This is a genomic window from Streptomyces sp. NPDC096323 (assembly GCF_040302845.1).
Lineage (GTDB): Bacteria > Actinomycetota > Actinomycetes > Streptomycetales > Streptomycetaceae > Streptomyces.
On sequence record NZ_JBEOSI010000005.1, the window covers coordinates 81403 to 97300 of the forward strand.

17 protein-coding genes are annotated in these 15898 nt (G+C 71.7%); 8 read left to right on the forward strand and 9 right to left on the reverse strand.

The window, feature by feature from the left end:
• The first annotated feature begins 27 nt into the window (after positions 1 to 27).
• Together ABTX18_RS15135 and ABTX18_RS15140 are read left to right on the forward strand one after the other, a co-directional pair.
• Positions 28 to 1173: an RNA polymerase sigma factor gene (locus tag ABTX18_RS15135; RefSeq protein ID WP_352123590.1), complete on the forward strand. Its 1146-nt coding sequence runs from the start codon at positions 28 to 30 to the stop codon at positions 1171 to 1173.
• 57 nt (positions 1174 to 1230) lie between these two features.
• Positions 1231 to 1422, forward strand: a complete 192-nt coding sequence (locus ABTX18_RS15140; RefSeq protein WP_352123178.1) for a DUF1059 domain-containing protein — start codon at positions 1231 to 1233, stop codon at positions 1420 to 1422.
• 75 nt (positions 1423 to 1497) lie between these two features.
• Here the strand turns inward: ABTX18_RS15140 and ABTX18_RS15145 are convergent, their stop codons facing one another.
• Positions 1498 to 2646: a cystathionine gamma-synthase gene (locus ABTX18_RS15145; RefSeq protein ID WP_352123179.1), complete on the reverse strand. Its 1149-nt coding sequence runs from the start codon at positions 2644 to 2646 to the stop codon at positions 1498 to 1500.
• A gap of 68 nt (positions 2647 to 2714) precedes the next feature.
• On the opposite strand from ABTX18_RS15145, the gene ABTX18_RS15150 reads away from it, so the two are divergent.
• From ABTX18_RS15150 to ABTX18_RS15165, 4 genes are all read left to right on the forward strand, one after another.
• The gene (locus ABTX18_RS15150) at positions 2715 to 3818 is read left to right on the forward strand and encodes a hypothetical protein (RefSeq protein ID WP_352123180.1); all 1104 of its coding nucleotides are present in this window, start codon (positions 2715 to 2717) and stop codon (positions 3816 to 3818) included.
• Between the two features lie 82 nt (positions 3819 to 3900).
• Complete coding sequence (locus ABTX18_RS15155; RefSeq protein WP_352123181.1) at positions 3901 to 4023, forward strand: hypothetical protein; 123 nt, start codon at positions 3901 to 3903, stop codon at positions 4021 to 4023.
• A gap of 74 nt (positions 4024 to 4097) precedes the next feature.
• Positions 4098 to 4763, forward strand: coding sequence for a peptide-methionine (S)-S-oxide reductase MsrA (msrA, locus tag ABTX18_RS15160; protein ID WP_352123182.1), 666 nt, complete (start codon positions 4098 to 4100; stop codon positions 4761 to 4763).
• Positions 4764 to 4808: 45 nt separating this feature from the next.
• The gene (locus ABTX18_RS15165; RefSeq protein WP_352123183.1) at positions 4809 to 5210 is read left to right on the forward strand and encodes a YrdB family protein; all 402 of its coding nucleotides are present in this window, start codon (positions 4809 to 4811) and stop codon (positions 5208 to 5210) included.
• A 45-nt stretch (positions 5211 to 5255) separates the two neighbouring features.
• On the opposite strand, the gene gdhA is transcribed toward ABTX18_RS15165, so the two are convergent.
• Both gdhA and ABTX18_RS15175 read right to left on the reverse strand, forming a co-directional pair.
• A complete protein-coding gene (gene gdhA / locus ABTX18_RS15170; RefSeq protein ID WP_352123184.1) occupies positions 5256 to 6629 on the reverse strand; it encodes an NADP-specific glutamate dehydrogenase in 1374 nt (457 codons plus the stop codon).
• 234 nt (positions 6630 to 6863) lie between these two features.
• Positions 6864 to 7247, reverse strand: coding sequence for a DUF1330 domain-containing protein (locus ABTX18_RS15175; protein WP_352123185.1), 384 nt, complete (start codon positions 7245 to 7247; stop codon positions 6864 to 6866).
• A 141-nt stretch (positions 7248 to 7388) separates the two neighbouring features.
• Between ABTX18_RS15175 and ABTX18_RS15180 the strand changes: the two genes are divergently transcribed.
• Positions 7389 to 8048, forward strand: coding sequence for an RDD family protein (locus ABTX18_RS15180; RefSeq protein ID WP_352123186.1), 660 nt, complete (start codon positions 7389 to 7391; stop codon positions 8046 to 8048).
• A 54-nt stretch (positions 8049 to 8102) separates the two neighbouring features.
• On the opposite strand, the gene ABTX18_RS15185 is transcribed toward ABTX18_RS15180, so the two are convergent.
• The 4 genes from ABTX18_RS15185 to ABTX18_RS15200 all read right to left on the reverse strand — a co-directional run bounded on the left by ABTX18_RS15185 (position 8103) and on the right by ABTX18_RS15200 (position 12523).
• A complete protein-coding gene (locus ABTX18_RS15185) occupies positions 8103 to 8789 on the reverse strand; it encodes an ABC transporter ATP-binding protein (protein ID WP_352123187.1) in 687 nt (228 codons plus the stop codon).
• A 123-nt stretch (positions 8790 to 8912) separates the two neighbouring features.
• The gene (locus ABTX18_RS15190; protein WP_352123188.1) at positions 8913 to 10367 is read right to left on the reverse strand and encodes an ABC transporter permease; all 1455 of its coding nucleotides are present in this window, start codon (positions 10365 to 10367) and stop codon (positions 8913 to 8915) included.
• Positions 10368 to 10521: 154 nt separating this feature from the next.
• Positions 10522 to 11787, reverse strand: a complete 1266-nt coding sequence (locus tag ABTX18_RS15195; protein ID WP_352123189.1) for a L,D-transpeptidase — start codon at positions 11785 to 11787, stop codon at positions 10522 to 10524.
• Between the two features lie 286 nt (positions 11788 to 12073).
• Complete coding sequence (locus ABTX18_RS15200) at positions 12074 to 12523, reverse strand: hypothetical protein (RefSeq protein ID WP_352123190.1); 450 nt, start codon at positions 12521 to 12523, stop codon at positions 12074 to 12076.
• 139 nt (positions 12524 to 12662) lie between these two features.
• Here ABTX18_RS15200 and ABTX18_RS15205 point away from each other — a divergent pair, with 139 nt between their 5' ends.
• A complete protein-coding gene (locus tag ABTX18_RS15205) occupies positions 12663 to 12944 on the forward strand; it encodes a hypothetical protein (RefSeq protein WP_352123191.1) in 282 nt (93 codons plus the stop codon).
• 72 nt (positions 12945 to 13016) lie between these two features.
• Here the strand turns inward: ABTX18_RS15205 and hutH are convergent, their stop codons facing one another.
• Both hutH and ABTX18_RS15215 read right to left on the reverse strand, forming a co-directional pair.
• A complete protein-coding gene (gene hutH, locus ABTX18_RS15210; protein ID WP_352123192.1) occupies positions 13017 to 14567 on the reverse strand; it encodes a histidine ammonia-lyase in 1551 nt (516 codons plus the stop codon).
• A 35-nt stretch (positions 14568 to 14602) separates the two neighbouring features.
• Entirely contained in the window at positions 14603 to 15826 is a 1224-nt protein-coding gene (locus ABTX18_RS15215; RefSeq protein WP_352123193.1) for a GGDEF domain-containing protein, read from the reverse strand.
• Between the last annotated feature and the right edge of the window lie 72 nt (positions 15827 to 15898).

Sequence of the window (15898 nt, forward strand, 5' to 3'; positions counted from 1 at the left end):
CCCGTGACCGCCCCGATGACTCCCCCGATCGACGAGGTCCTGCTCAGGAGCCTCACGCCGGGCGTCCTCGCCGCCCTTGTCCGCCGCGGAGCCGACTTCGCGGCGGCCGAGGACGCGGTGCAGGACGCTCTGGTCGAGGCGCTCCGCGTCTGGCCGGCCGACCCTCCGCACGATGCCAAGGGCTGGCTGGTCACGGTGGCCTGGCGCAAGTTCCTCGACGCGACGCGTGCCGACACCGCTCGGCGCCGGCGTGAGGACCGCGCCGAGGAGGAGCCGGTGCCCGGGCCGTCCCCCGCGGGCGACGACACGCTCCAGCTCTACTTCCTGTGCGCCCACCCCTCGCTGAGCCCCGCGTCGGCCGTCGCGCTCACGCTGCGCGCGGTCGGCGGGCTCACCACCCGCCAGATCGCGGCGGCCTATCTGGTGCCCGAGGCCACCATGGCGCAGCGCATCAGCCGGGCCAAGCGCACCGTGTCCGGTGTGCGGTTCGACCGGCCCGGCGATGTCGCCACCGTGCTGCGCGTCCTCTATCTGGTCTTCAACGAGGGGTACTCCGGCGACGTCGACCTGGCCGCCGAGGCGATCCGGCTGACCCGGCAGGTCGCGGCCGCCGTCGACCACCCGGAGGTGGCCGGGCTGCTCGCCCTCATGCTGCTCCACCATGCCCGGCGTGCCGCCAGGACCGCGTCCGACGGCAGCCTGGTGCCGCTGGCCGAGCAGGACCGCGGCCGGTGGGACACCGCGTTGATCGCCGAGGGCGTCGGCATCCTGCAGGCCGCCCTCGCGCGCGACCGGCTGGGCGAGTTCCAGGCCCAGGCCGCGATCGCGGCGCTCCACGCGGATGCGCCCACCGCCGGGGAGACGGACTGGGTGCAGATCACCGAGTGGTACGACGAGCTCATCCGGCTCACCGACAGCCCGGTCGTCCGGCTCAACCGCGCGGTCGCCGTCGGGGAGGCCGACGGACCGCGCGCCGGCCTGGCCGAGCTGGCGAAGCTGGACGCCTCCCTGCCCCGGTACACCGCGGTGGCGGCGTACCTCCACGAGCGCGACGGCGATCCGGACAAGGCGGCCCGGCTGTACGCCGAGGCGGCCCACAAGGCCACGAACCTGGCCGAGCGTGACCACCTGACGCGCCAGGCGGCCCGGCTCAATGCCCGCCGGGATCGCTGAAGGGTCGGGCACGGCCGCCGGATCTATCCTGGAGGAGCATCCGCCGAGGAGGCTGTGATGACCAGGAAGATCGCCGACTGCCGCAAGTACCCGAGCGAGTCGAACTGCTCGCTGACCATCTCCGGCGAGGAAGAGGAAGTCGTGCGGGCCGCGTCCGAGCACGCGGTCTCCGTCCATCAGCACACGGACAGCCCCGAACTGCGGGAGCAGGTCAGGGCCACGCTGGAGGACGAGAAGGCCCCGGCCTGAGTGCGCGCGAAGAAGGCCGAGGGCGGGACCGGTCCCACCGGTCCCGCCCGTTCCTGTCCGTTCCTGTCCGTACGACTACTGACCGAGCGCCTGCGTCAGGTCGGCCAGCAGGTCGTCGGCGTTCTCGATGCCGACGGAGAGCCGGACCAGGTCGGCCGGGACCTCCAGCGGGGATCCGGCGGCGGAGGCGTGCGTCATCCGGCCCGGGTGCTCCAGCAGGGACTCGACGCCGCCGAGCGACTCACCGAGCGTGAAGAGCTTCGCGCGGTTGCAGACCTCCACGGCCGCCTCCTCGCCGCCCGCGACGCGGAAGGACACCATGCCGCCGAAGGCCTTCATCTGCTTGGCGGCGATCTCGTGGCCCGCGTGCTCGGGAAGCCCCGGGTAGAGGACCTGGGTGACCTTGGGGTGGCGGGTCAGCAGGTCGGCGACCTTCGTGGCGTTCTCGCTGTGCCGGTCCATCCGTACGGCGAGGGTCTTGATGCCGCGCAGCACCAGCCAGGCGTCGAACGGGCCGGCCACGGCGCCCATCGCGTTCTGGTGGTACGCCAGTTCCTCCGACAGATCGGGGTCGTCGACGATCAGGGCGCCCCCGACAACGTCCGAGTGGCCGCCCATGTACTTGGTCGTGGAGTGGACGACGACATCGGCGCCCAGGGCGAGGGGCTGCTGGAGGTAGGGGCTGGCGAAGGTGTTGTCGACGACGAGGCGCGCACCCGCGGTGCGGGCGACACCGGCGACGGCCGCGATGTCGGTGATGCCCAGCAGCGGGTTGGACGGGGTCTCCACCCAGATCGCCTTGGTCCGCGGGGTGATCGCGGCCCGGACCGCCGCCACGTCCGAGGTGTCGGCGACCGAGAACTCCACGCCCCAGCGCGAGGCGACCTTCGCGAACAGCCGGAACGTGCCGCCGTAGGCGTCGTTCGGGATGACCACGTGGTCGCCGGGCGTCAGCAGCGTACGGAGCAGGCAGTCCTCCGCGGCGAGGCCGGACGCGAAGGCGAGTCCGCGGCGGCCGCCCTCCAGGGCCGCGAGGTTCTCCTCCAGCGCGGTGCGCGTCGGGTTGGCGCTGCGGCTGTACTCGTAGCCGCCGCGCAGGCCGCCCACGCCGTCCTGCTTGTACGTGGACACCTGGTAAATGGGCGGAACAACGGCGCCGGTGAGGGGATCGGCGGTGTTTCCCGCATGGATGGCGAGAGTCTCGAAGCTGTGCTGATCGCTCATGGGTCCCGAGCGTAGTCCGCTGCCGGGGCCACTCACCGAGCACCGTGCCGTCCGGTGACAATGGGGGCATGGAGATTCTGTGGTTCCTGCTCGCCCTGTGCATGCTCGCCGCGGTCGCCGGCCCGTTCCTGCTGCGCCGCCGCGGCAGTATCCGTCAGGTCGCGCCCGGCTCCCCGGACGCCGCGGACCCGGACACCTACGGCTTCGTGCGCCAGGAGGAGCTGGACATCCGGATGCCGGGCCCCGACCAGGATCTCCTCGATGTGCTCGACGTCGTCCAGCACACCCAGGAGTGGCGGGCCGCGTCCCAGCTGCTGTCGGGGACGCCGAAGGACGGCGAGGTGCGGTGGCAGCGGGTGCAGGCGTTCGCCGGGGCCGCGTCGCTGGAGCTGATGCGGCGGCCGGGCGTCGGCGGGGCGTGGCTGCGCAAGTGGCGGGCCGAGGCGCCGAAGGACGCGGGCGGCGCGGCCGTGCACGCGGAGTTCCTGGTCCAGCAGGCGTGGCGTTCCTCGACGGCCGGTACGGACGACTTCCGGATCATTCTGGAGGAGGCCCGTACGGTGGTCGGCGAGGCGGCCCTGCTGGCACCGGGCGACCCCGTCCCGTATCTGGTGGAGCTGGCCGTCGCGCGCGGACTGGGCTATTCCCACGAGGAGTTCGACCGGCTCTGGGCGAAGATCATCGACCGGGCGCCGGCCCACATGGGCGCGCACATCGCGGCGCTGCACTTCTGGTGCGAGAAGTGGCACGGCTCGCGCGAGGAGGCCGACCGCTTCGCGACGGCGGCCGCCGCCCGCGCCCCGCAGGGCTCGCTGCTGGCCGCGTTGCCGCTCTTCGCGGTGTACGAGCACCTTCCCGAGGTCAATCTGGTGCAGGGCTTCTACCGGAGCCAGGTGGTGACGAAGGCGGTCGAGGGCGCGATGTTCGCCGTCCACGCGGCCCGCGCCGACGACCCGATGCTCGCGCACGTCCGTCATCTGCTGGTGCTGTTCCTGGTGCGGATGGAGCGCTGGTCCGAGGCGATGAACCAGCTGGTCCACATCGACGGTCACGTGGGCGCGCTGCCGTGGACGGAGAACTCCGACCCGGCCGCCGAGTACACGGTCTACCGCGCCCTGGCGGTCGCGGGCTACGAGGCGAACGGCGGCAGCCCGGCGACGCTGCCGCGGTAGCGGCGGGCCGCCCGCGGCCCGCGATGTGCGACCGTTGCAGCGAGAGACGCCCCACGTACCCCCGACAAGGACCGGTGTTCCCGTGGCACGACTGATACCCCTGATCCTGATCGGCCTCGGCCTCTACTTCTGGTTCAAGGCCCGCAAGCGGGCCGCCGCCTACGTGGAGACCGTCGAGTCCGAGGACGGCACGCCCCGGCGCTGACCGCCCGGCGCAGGAATCCGCGGCGTTCCCGGGGCGTTGTACGGGCAGTACACCGATCCAGGAGGAGCCCCCGCATGTTCCTGCACCGCCGCACCCCGCAGCTCCCCACCCCGGAGGAGGCCCTGCGCGGCCGCGCCACCCCGGAATTCACCGTCCCGTCCCGCCACACCGTCCTGGGCAATGCCCTGCTGGGCCCGTATCCGGAGGGTCTGGAGGTCGCCGACTTCGCGATGGGCTGTTTCTGGGGCGCCGAGCGCAAGTTCTGGGAGACGGACGGCGTCTGGACGACGCTCGTCGGCTACCAGGGCGGCTATACGGAGAACCCGGCGTACGAGGAGGTCTGCTCGGGCCTGACCGGTCACACGGAGGCGGTCCGCGTGGTCTACGACCCGAAGAGGGTCACGTACGCCCAGCTCCTGAAGGTCTTCTGGGAGTCCCACGACCCCACCCAGGGCTTCCGCCAGGGCAACGACGTGGGCACGCAGTACCGGTCCGCGATCTACACCCACTCCCCCGAGCAGGCGGCGGCCGTGGCGGCCTCCCGCGAGGCGTACCAGAAGGTCCTGACGGGTTCCGGCTACGGGGAGATCAGCACGGAGATCCTCCCGGCGCAGGGCCGCACCTTCTGGCCCGCGGAGCCGGCGCACCAGCAGTACCTGGACAAGAACCCGGCGGGCTACTGCGGCATCGGCGGCACGGGCGTCTCCTGCCCGATCGGTGTCGCTGCGGCCGAGGGCTGAGCCCGCTACCCTCGCTCGCACGTGAACGTCGAGGGTGGGGGCATCATGCACGACGACCGCGCGAACGGAGCGGCGATCCCTTCGTGGAGCGGCCGGCCCTGGTGGGCCGCCAACGAACTTCTGGCCTTCCTGGTGGAAGTGGCCGCGCTGGCCTGCCTGTTCCGGTGGGGGTACAGCCTCGGGGACGGCTTGCCCGCCCAACTGCTCCTGGGCGCCGCTCTGTTGGCGATCGCCATCACTCTGTGGGGCCTGTTCGCCGCGCCCCGCGCCCGCTACCGGCTGCCGCTGACCGGGGTGCTCGTAGTGAAGGCCGTGGTGCTGGGCGGCGGCGCCTACGGCCTGTACGCGGTGGGACACCCGGTGGCGGCGTTGGTCATGGCCGCCGTCGTGGTCGCGAACACGGCCCTGGCGGAGACGTTCCGGCGCCGGCCGCAGCCGGCGGAGTAGACACCGGCCGGCGACGCGCTCGCCGCCCGGGCCGGTGTCCGCAGGTCAGATCAGCCCCTGCGCCAGCATCGCGTCCGCGACCAGTTCGAAGCCGGCGATGTTCGCGCCGGCCACGTAGTTGCCGGGGCTGCCGTAGCGCTCCGCCGTGACGTAGCAGGAGTCGTGGATGTGGCGCATGATCTGCGCGAGCCGTTCCTCGGTGTGGGCGAACGTCCAGGAGTCGCGGGAGGCGTTCTGCTGCATCTCCAGGGCGCTCGTGGCCACGCCGCCCGCGTTGGCCGCCTTGCCGGGTGCGAAGGCCACGCCGGCCTCCTGGAACACGCGGACGGCCTCGGGGGTGGTGGGCATGTTGGCGCCCTCCGCGACCGCCTTCACGCCGTTGCGTACGAGGGTCAGCGCGTCGGCCTCGTGGAGTTCGTTCTGCGTGGCACAGGGCAGCGCCACGTCGCAGGGGACGTTCCAGACGCCGGTGCCCGGCACGAAGACGGCCTCGGGGCGGCGTTCGGCGTACTCGGAGACGCGGCCGCGGCCCGCCTCCTTGATCTCCTTGAGCAGGGCGAGGTCGATGCCCTTCTCGTCCACGATGTAGCCGTCGGAGTCGGAGCAGGTCACCACCGTGGCGCCGAGCTGCTGGGCCTTCTCGATCGCGTAGATCGCGACGTTGCCCGAGCCGGAGACGGCGATGCGCCGGCCGTCGAGGCTGTCGCCCTGGCTGCGGAGCATTTCGGCGGTGAACAGGACGCAGCCGTAACCGGTCGCCTCCGTGCGCACCAGCGCTCCGCCCCAGCCGAGGCCCTTTCCGGTGAGGACTCCGGACTCGTACCGGTTGGTGATGCGCTTGTACTGGCCGAACAGGTAGCCGATCTCGCGGCCGCCCACGCCGATGTCACCGGCGGGCACGTCGGTGTACTCACCGAGGTGGCGGTGGAGTTCCGTCATGAACGACTGGCAGAACCGCATGATCTCGGCGTCCGAGCGGCCCTTCGGGTCGAAGTCCGAGCCGCCCTTGCCGCCGCCGATCGGCATGCCGGTGAGGGCGTTCTTGAAGATCTGCTCGAAGCCGAGGAACTTCACGATGCCGAGGTTGACCGACGGGTGGAAGCGCAGCCCGCCCTTGTACGGGCCCAGCGAGCTGGAGAACTCGACCCGGAAGCCGCGGTTGACGTGGATGTCGCCGGAGTCGTCCGACCACGGCACGCGGAAGATGAGCTGGCGCTCCGGCTCGCATATGCGCTCGATGATCCGGGCGTCCACGAACTCCGGCCGCTGAGCCAGCACCGGGCCGAGGGTTTCCAGGACTTCCCGTACGGCCTGGTGGAACTCCTTCTCGCCCTGGTTGCGGCGGAGGATCTCCGCGTACAAGGGCTCGATGACGCGGGCGGCGGCGTGCACGGGTGCGGAGTCGCGAGTGGACGGCATCTGATCAAGACCTTCCGTGTCGGGGCGTCCCGAGTCTCCCAGTGGGTCGGCCGGATGCTCCACGGGCATCCGCATGGTGATCCGTTGCCGCCCTGCGCGGGAAGGCCGCAGCGGCCCGGCGCCAGGCCGGTTCCGGGCGGAATCGGACGGGTTGCGGCGAGCCGGTACATCATCCGAAGTGGTGAACCTCACAAGCCCGTGCGGGTGGTGGTGAGGTCCGCGGGCGGGCCGCCCTCAGGTGCCGCGCGGGCCCGGCGTGCCGGCCGCCGCCTCCTGGAGCACCGCCGTCCGCATCACGGCCGCCGTCGCCGTCGCGTCGTAGTCCGGGCCGACACCGTCCACGAACACCACGTCGCCCGGGATGTTGCGCGTACGCAGCGGCAGCAGCTCCTGATAGGCGGGCGAGGCGTACCAGGCACGGGTCGCCTCGATCGTGGGGAAGGCGATGACGACGAGGGCGCCGGGCCAGTCGCCCTCGACGACCTCGACCGGGGTGTTGTGGACCAGGAAGCGGCCCTCGTACGGGGCCATCGTCGACTGAATGCGCCCGATGTAGTCGAGGACCTCCTCGCCGGGCAGGCCCTCGGGGTACAGGTGGGCGATCGCGTAGGCGGTCATGGTCTCGTCCTCCGGCTGTCGTGTCGGCTGGTGGACACCATGCTGCCGAGGACCGGGGAAGGCGTCGATTACCCGGGAGGTAAGGGGGGTGCAGTCTGCGGTCCGGGCCCGCGGTGACGGGCTATCAGACATGATTCCGCCATGACGACACCACGGGGGAACCGCAAGGGCCGGGATCCTCATACTCCGTACAGAACACCGCCGTTGGCCGCAGGCCCGCTGATCGGCTACGGGCAGCCCGGGCCCGCGTACGTACCCGGCCGGGCGGAGCGGCCCGCGCCGGGCACACCGCCCCGGGCCGGTGAGACGCGCCGCTACCTCGCCGTGGGGCTCGACTGCTATCTCTGCCTGGTCACCGCCGGGTTACTCGTCCGGCCCTACGCGGAGTCGGCGGCCCTCCCCCGGGCCGGCGTGCTGCTGATCGGGCCGGTGCTCGTCCTCTCGTTCCTCAATCAGGTGGTGCTCACCGCGGTCGTGGGCGCGGGCGCGGGGAAGCTGATCATGGGGATTCGGGTGGTGAGCCTGCCGGACCTGGGGCGTCCGGGCCTCGTGCAGCTGGTGCGGCGCTGGCTGTACGGGCTGTGCTGGCTGCCGCTGCAGCCCTGGTACGTGCTGCGGGCCCGGGTGCCCGCGTCCGGGGGCGCGGACGGTCCCGGCCGGCAGGCGGAGGGCGCCGGGTACGGCGACCCGGCAGGCCTGCGCCAGGTCCGCCGCATCGACCTGGCGGCACACCGCCGGGCCGCCGCGGGGCGGACTGCCCGAGCCGACGGGCCGTCAGGACGCGCGGACCGGGCCGGTTGAACCGGCGGACCGTCGTACGGGCCCGCCGGCCCCGGGGCATGAGCCGCTGCCGGGTCAGGCCGCGGCGGCGTTCTCCGTGATGGTGACCTTGCCCTTGCGGATGGTGGCCAGGCGCGGCGCCCTGCGGGCGATCGCACTGTCGTGGGTGACCATGATGAAGGTGAGCCCGTGCTCCTTCCACATGGTCTCCAGCACCTCCATGATCTCGTCGCGCATGGACTCGTCGAGGTTGCCGGTCGGCTCGTCGGCGAGCAGCACCTTGGGCTGCTTGACCAGGGCTCTGGCTATCGCGACGCGCTGCTGCTGGCCGCCGGACATCTCGCCGGGCAGGTGGCCGAGTCGTTCGCCGAGCCCGACCGAGTCGAGCGCCTCGGCGGCTCTTCTGCGCCGCTCGGACGCCTTGCCGCCGAGGGGGACGAGGGCGGTCTCGACGTTCTCCTGGGCGGTGAGCGTCGGGATGAGGTTGAAGCTCTGGAAGACGAAGCCGATGTTCTCGGCGCGCACCTTGGTGAGCCTGGCCTCGCTGAGCTTCGCGAGGTCCACCCCGTCGAGTTCGACGCTGCCGGACGTGGGGCGGTCCAGGCCGCCGAGCATCTGCAGCAGCGTGGACTTGCCGCCGCCGGTGGGGCCCTGGATGACCAGGCGGCCACCGTCCTCGATGGTCAGGTCGACGCCGGCGAGGGCGTGGACGGTGGACTTGCCGCGCGTGTAGCGCTTGGTGACGCCTTGAAGGGTGTACATGGGCCAACTCCTGCTGGGCGGTGAACGCGGATCCCGGGCGACCGCCGCGGAAATCGCCTCGGGGATCGCGGATCGCTGGGGGACGGGGTTACGGGATGCCCGGTGCCGGTCATCCCGCAGGGACTACTCGACGCGGCGCAGCGCGTCCGCGGGGCGCAGCCGGGAGGCGCGCCAGCCGCCGAAGGCGCCCGCGATCAGCCCGCCCGCCACAGCCAGGCCGACGGCGATCAGGATGATCGAGAGGGAGACGGGCGCGGTCAGGGCGATGTCGAGCGCCTTGGACGCGGTCTGGCGGCCGGGGCCGCCCATCATGCCGCCGCGCATCGCGCCGCCGCCGGAGGAGCCGAGCTGGGCGGTGAGGGTGGGGCTGACGGCGGTGACGGCGTACGCGCCGCCGAGGCCGATGGCGATGCCGAGGACGCCGCCCATCAGTCCGTTGACGAGGGCTTCGCCGATGACCTGGCGGGTGACCCGGCCGCTCTTCCAGCCGAGTGCCTTGAGCGTGCCGAACTCCCGTACGCGGCGGCTGACCGCGGAGGAGGTGAGGAGCCCGGCCACCAGGAAGGCGGCGATGAGCACGGCGATGGAGAGCCACTTGCCGACGCTGGAGGCGAGGTCGGACGCGGTGGACAGGGATCCGGACACGGTGTCCGCGAGGTCGGCGGACGTGGTGACCGTGGTGCCGGTGATGTTCTTCTGGATCGCGGCCTTGACGCTGTCGATCTGCTGCGAGTCCGCCGCCTTGACGTAGACCGTGGTGACCTTGTTCTTCGCGTCGGCGAGGGTCTGCGCCTGCTGGAGCGGGATGTAGAGGTTGGCCGCTGCGTCACCGCTGTCGGCCGTCGAGACGCCGACGATCGTGTACGTGGTGCCGCTGATGGTCACCGTCTTGCCGGTGGAGAGCTTCTTCTCCTTGGCGTACGCGGCGTCGACGACTGCGACCTTCGCGTTCGTCTCGGTCGTCTTGAACGTACGTCCGGCGGTGATCTTCGAGGAGGTCAGCGGGCCGAGGTCCTGCTTGGTGACGTCGGTGCCGTACACGGTGTAGGAGTTGACGTCGAAGGAGGCGCCGCCGCCCTGGACCTCGCCCTTCGGCTGGGTGCTGCCGCCGCCGGGGCCACCGCGGACGCCGCCCTCGGTGACGGTGTCGTCCTGCTTGAACTCGCCGCGCTTGAACTGGCCGTCCACCTTCATGACGGTCAGGCTCAGCCCGCCGACGGCGTCGGCGACGCCACTCTGCCCGTCCACCTTGCCGACCGTGGTGGCGGCGAGCGTCTGGAAGCCCTGGACCATGACGCGGTCCGTGCTCTGTGTCGCGTCGTCGTCGCTGTCCTTGGCGTCGAACTGGAACCTGGGGCGCTCCGTGCCGGAGCCCGGAGCCGCGGCGGCCTTGGTGACGGTCATGTCCGTACCGAGGCCGTACAGCGATTGAAGGACCTTGTCCTGGGCCTTGCTCATGCCCGAGGAGACCGAGCTGACGATGATGACCAGCGCAATGCCGAGGGCGAGCCCCGAGGCGACGACGAGCGCCGCCTTTCTGCGGCGGCGCAGTTCGCGCCGGAGGTAGGTGAAGAACATGGCGCGAGGCTAGGGACCGGTTGTGATGGTGGGTTAAGGCCACGATGAGAGCGGGATGAGAACCGTCCGTAACGCCGCCAGGCGGCGGCTCCGGGATCCGTGGGGATCCGGTGCCGCCGCCTGGCGTGCGGAGTGGTGCGGGGGTGCGGCCTGCTCAGGCCTCGGAGCCCGCCGTCCACTGGGCCCAGCTGAGGTTCCAGCCGTTGAGGCCGTTGTCGGGCTGGATGGTCTTGTCCGGGGAGTTCTTGACGATGACCACGTCGCCGATCATGGAGTTGTTGTAGAACCAGGCGGCGGGAGCGTTCGGGTCGCCGGCGCCCTTGGTGTCGGAGAGACCGACGCAGCCGTGGCTGGTGTTGGCGCTGCCGAAGATCGACTTGGCGCCCCAGTAGTTGCCGTGGATGAAGGTGCCCGACGTGGACAGCCGCATGGCGTGCGGCACGTCCTTGATGTCGTACTCGCCCTTGCCGTCGTCATCGGTGAAGCCGACCGTCGAGCCGTCCATCCGGGTCTCCTTGAACTTCTCGGAGATCACCATCTGGCCGTTGTACGTCGGGTTGTCCGACGAACCGGCCGAGATCGGGATGGTCTTGATCGTCTTGCCGTTCTGGGTGACGGTCATCATGTGGGTCTTGGCGTCCACGGTCGAGACCTGGTTGCGGCCGATCTTGAACGTGACCGTCTTCTGCTGCACGCCGTAGACGCCGTCGGCGCCCTCGACGCCGTCGAGCGCCAGCTTCAGCGTGACGGTGGAGCCGCCCGTCCAGTAGTCCTGGGGGCGCAGGTCCAGGCGCTGGGAGTTGAACCAGTGGCCGACGACCTGCTGGCCGCTGCTGGAGGTCACGGTGATGCCGGCCTGGACGGCCTTCTTGTCCGTGATCGCCTTGTTGAAGTTGATCGAGACGGGCATGCCGACGCCGACGGTGGAGCCGTCCTCGGGGGTGAAGTTCCCGATGAAGCTGTTGGCGGGCGACACGGTGGTGAAGGAGGTGTTCTCGTGCGCCTCGCGGCCCTTCGAGTCCTGTGCCGTCGCGTTGATCTTGTACGTGGTGGAACGCGCCAGCTGGGCGTCCGGCTTCCAGCTCGTGCCGTCGGCGGAGAGGGTGCCCTTGACGCTCTCACCGGCCGCCGTGGTCATCGTGACGACGGTCAGCTTGCCCTTGGTGACGGTGACCTTGGCGGCGTTGTTGATGCTCGCGTTGGTCGCGCCGTTCTTCGGCGAGATCGCTATCTGCGCCTCGGAGGCCTCCGCGGCCGCGGCCTTGTCGACCTCGGCCGCCTGTGACTTCGAGCTCTCGGGGCTGGGGCTGCCCTTGTCGCCGTCGCTGCAGGCCGTGAGCACCAGCACGCCGCCGAGCAGTGCCGACGCGGCCATGAGGCCCTTGCGCCGTTTGCTGTCCGTCATCACACGCTTCTCCATCGTTGCCGAAAACCCCGAAATCCCCGTGCCGGCCCGTCGGCCGGCGATGCCCCGTCACTACTCCCAGAACACCTTGTGCGGGTGCCCCGTTCCACATCCGCCTGAGATGTGGGGAACACCACTCATCGACGCCGTGGTGACAGCCGTGGTTCCCCCCGCCTGTCACCTGCGTACGAGCCGGTGCACGACCCGGTTGTACCGCACGGCCGCGATCCGGTTCCACCGGCCGTGTCACGCACGCCGGCCCCGGTCCGCCGGAGCGGGCCGGGGCCGGTGTTTCCACTGGCTAGGCCCGCCGCTCCGTGCTGCCGTCCTCGTCGTTCTCCTCCCCATTGTGCGGGACGCCGGAAGCGGCATCGTCGCCGTCGTCCCCCTCGACGTCGTCGTAGGCGTACACGTCGCCGCCCTCGTCCTGGTCGTCATCGAGGTCCCATCCGTCCGGGTGTTCCGGGTCGTAGTCGATGGTCTCGCTGCTCCAGGAGGCCTGGGTCAGCTCGACCCCGGGCACCTCGCTGACCAGGTCGAACGGGTCGATCAGGGAGGCGAGGGCCTCCGCACCGTCTGCCCGTACCGCGGTCTCGGCATGCGTGCGTTCCTCGGCGGCCTCGCCACCGGGCTCGCCGTACTCCGCGGCAAGGCTTTCCAGCGCCGTTCCGCTCAGGGCGTCGGCGTCCGTGATCTCCACCACCATTTCGACACGAAGGCGTACGAATCGGGGTGTCTCAGAAGTGCTCATGAGGCGGAGCGTAAGCCGTCGGCCGCCATGCCTTTCGCCCGACCCGCTGCGTTCATTAGCATCGGCGCAACAGGCCTGAGGGGACCCGGTATTCGCCGGAGCCCTCTCCCTTACGGCTGCCTCGAGGGGGACCGATTCCGTGGCCATCGCCCGCCGCCCGCTTCTGACCGCCACCGCCGCGGGAACGCTGCTGTGCGCCCTGTGGTTCGTCCCGTCGGCCAACGCCGGCGACGCGGGTGCCGCGCCGGGCGCGGCAGGCCACAGCGCCGCGGGCCCCGGCTCAAGCTCCGACCTGGGCGCCCACTCCGGGACCGGCATCGACACGACGCCGTATGTCATCGGCGGCATGGCGTTCCTGGGCATGGGGGCCGGCGTCGTCACCTATTCGGGCCGTCGCGGAGGTCCGCAGCCGGCCCTGTGACCGTACGCGGGAGCGGCCACCGGCGGTCCGCCCGGTGGCCGCTCCGGTGCGCGTACGTGCGAGGCCCTCGGCTCAGGCCAGCGGTCCCGTGACCGGCTCGACCGCCGAGACGAGTCCGCCCGCGCGGACGAAGGCGTCCGCCGCGGCCAGGTCCGGCGACAGGAAGCGGTCCGGGCCGGGGCCCTCGACACCCGCCGCACGCAGCGCCTTGATGGCGGCGAGCGAGGCGGGGCCCGGGGTCAGGCCCTGCGCGGCGCGCAGTTCGACGGCGCGGGTCGCCGCGTACAGCTCGACGGCGACGATCCGGGTGAGGTTGTCGACGGCCGTACGGAGCTTGCGCGCGGCCGACCAGCCCATCGAGACGTGGTCCTCCTGCATCGCGGAGGACGGGATCGAGTCGGCGGAGGCGGGGACGGCGAGCCGCTTCATCTCGCTGACCAGGGCGGCCTGGGTGTACTGGGCGATCATCAGACCCGAGTCCACGCCGGCGTCGTCCGCGAGGAACGGCGGCAGTCCGTGCGAACGGTTCTTGTCGAGCAGCCGGTCGGTGCGGCGCTCGGTGATCGAGCCGAGGTCGGCGGCGACGATCGCCAGGAAGTCGAGGACGTACGCGACCGGCGCCCCGTGGAAGTTGCCGTTGGACTCGACCCTGCCGTCGGGAAGTACGACGGGGTTGTCGACGGATGACGCCAGCTCGCGCTCCGCGACGGTCGCGGCGTACGCGAGGGTGTCGCGGCCGGCCCCGTTGACCTGGGGTGCGCAGCGCACGGAGTAGGCGTCCTGGACGCGCGGCGCGTCGTCCTGGTGGTGGCCGGTGAGGCCCGAACCGGCGAGCACCCGCAGCATGTTGTCGGCGCTGGCGCCCTGGCCGGGGTGCGGGCGGATGGCGTGCAGCTCGGGGGCGAGGACCTTGTCCGTGCCGAGCAGGGCCTCCAGGGAGAGGGCCGCGGTGATGTCGGCCGAGGTGTAGAGGCTGCGGAGGTCCGCGAGGGCCATCACGAGCATGCCGAGCATGCCGTCGGTGCCGTTGAGGAGGGCGAGGCCCTCCTTCTCGCGCAGCTCGACCGGGGTGATGCCGTGGGCGGCGAGGAGCTCGCCGGCGGGGCGCACGATCCCGTCGGGGCCCTCGGCGTCGCCTTCGCCCATCAGGGTCAGGGCGCAGTGCGAGAGCGGCGCCAGATCGCCGGAGCAGCCGAGGGAACCGTACTCGTGGACGACGGGTGTGATTCCGGCGTTGAGGACGTCCGCCATGGTCTGCGCGACCTCGGGCCGCACGCCCGTGTGACCGGAGGCGACCGTCTTCAGCCGCAGGAACATCAGCGCCCTGACGACCTCCCGCTCGACGCGCGGGCCCATGCCGGCGGCGTGCGAGCGGACGATGTTGCGCTGGAGCTGTGCGCGGAGCTCGGGGCTGATGTGGCGGCTGGCCAGGGCGCCGAATCCGGTGGAGACGCCGTAGACCGGCTCGGGCTTGGCCGCGAGCGCCTCGACGATCTCGCGGGCGGCGGCCAGAGCGCTCACCGCGGCTTCGGAGAGCTCGACGCGGGCGTTGCCGCGGGCCACGGCGATGACGTCCTGAGCGGTGGTGCCGGACGTCCCCACCACGACTGTATGCATATCCATATTCAGAAGCGTACGGATTGAAACCCCACATGTCACTAGTGGTCCTCGGGATGACCCCTTACCTCGTCCGCCGCCTCGGGGACCGCTCCCCGCAGCCGGCGGCGGTCGTGGGCGGATCCGGGCGGGGAGTCGGCCAGCCGGATGACCTCGCCGTCACGCCCCGCCACCACGGGCGTCCTGGACCGGGCCGCCTTCGCCCGGTACTGGGCCGCGTCCGCGAGCCGGAAGAGCCGCCGGCCGGTGACCACCGGCCCGATGGGATCGCCCGTGGACGCGATCCCGCAGGCGACCCCGTTGCCGAACTCCAGATCGGCGGCCCGCTCGCACAGCTCCGTCGCCACCGCGACCACCTCGTCCGCCCCTGGCCCCAGGGCCAGCAGGCAGAACTCGTCCCCGCCGAGCCGTGCCGCCAGCGCCCCGGGCAGTATGGCGCCGCACCGGGACAGGACGGAGCCGAAACGTTCCAGCAGCCGGTCACCGACGGCATGCCCGTGTGTGTCGTTGACCCACTTGAGACCGTTGAGATCGCAGACGACCAGGCTCACCACCGCACCGTCCGCCCGGTGACGCTCCACCGCCTCGTCCAGCCGCATGTCGACGGCCCGCCGGTTGGCGAGGCCGGTCAGCGGATCGGTGAAGGCGAGCTTGCGCACCTCCTCCAGGCGCTCCGTCTGGGAGATCCCGGCGGCCACGACGGCGGCCAGCACCGTGGCGAAGTCCGCGTCCCGGCGGCCGAACACCGGCTCCCCCACCGGCCGTGCCACATAGAGCTCGCCCCAGGCCCGCCCGTGCAGCACGATCGGCGCGACCACACAGCACCCGCGCCCGCGCCGGCGCAGCGCCGCCACCCGCTGGTGGCAGTAGCCGGGTCCGTAACCGTGCGCGCCTCCCTCGTCCACCGGGTCCGCGTCCCCGGGCTCCTGCTCCACCGGCCCCTCGGCGGTCTCCACCCAGGCGTCCGGCTCACCGCCCCCGGCCCACCGCTCGTGGAGGAACTCGGTGATCTCCGGGAACTGATGCACCGGGTACGTCTCGTCGTCGGGGAACTCCTCCTCCCCCTCGGCCCGCTCGCCCGCGTTGACCAGGACCCGCAGCCGGCCCGGGCCGCGCTCCCAGACCGACAGCGCGGAGAAGCTGCCGCCCAGCGCCTCGCAGGCCCCCAGCGCGGCCGCCCGCCAGCACCCGCGCGGGGTGTGCGCCGCCGCCATCGCCTGTGCAAGCGAGACCACGGCCCGCAGTCGCGCATCGTCACCACCCATCGCACCAGCTTATGTAGCTTTGCGAGGGATTGATCCGTTCACGACCCGACTTGTGCGCGGTGCGTCGTCGAG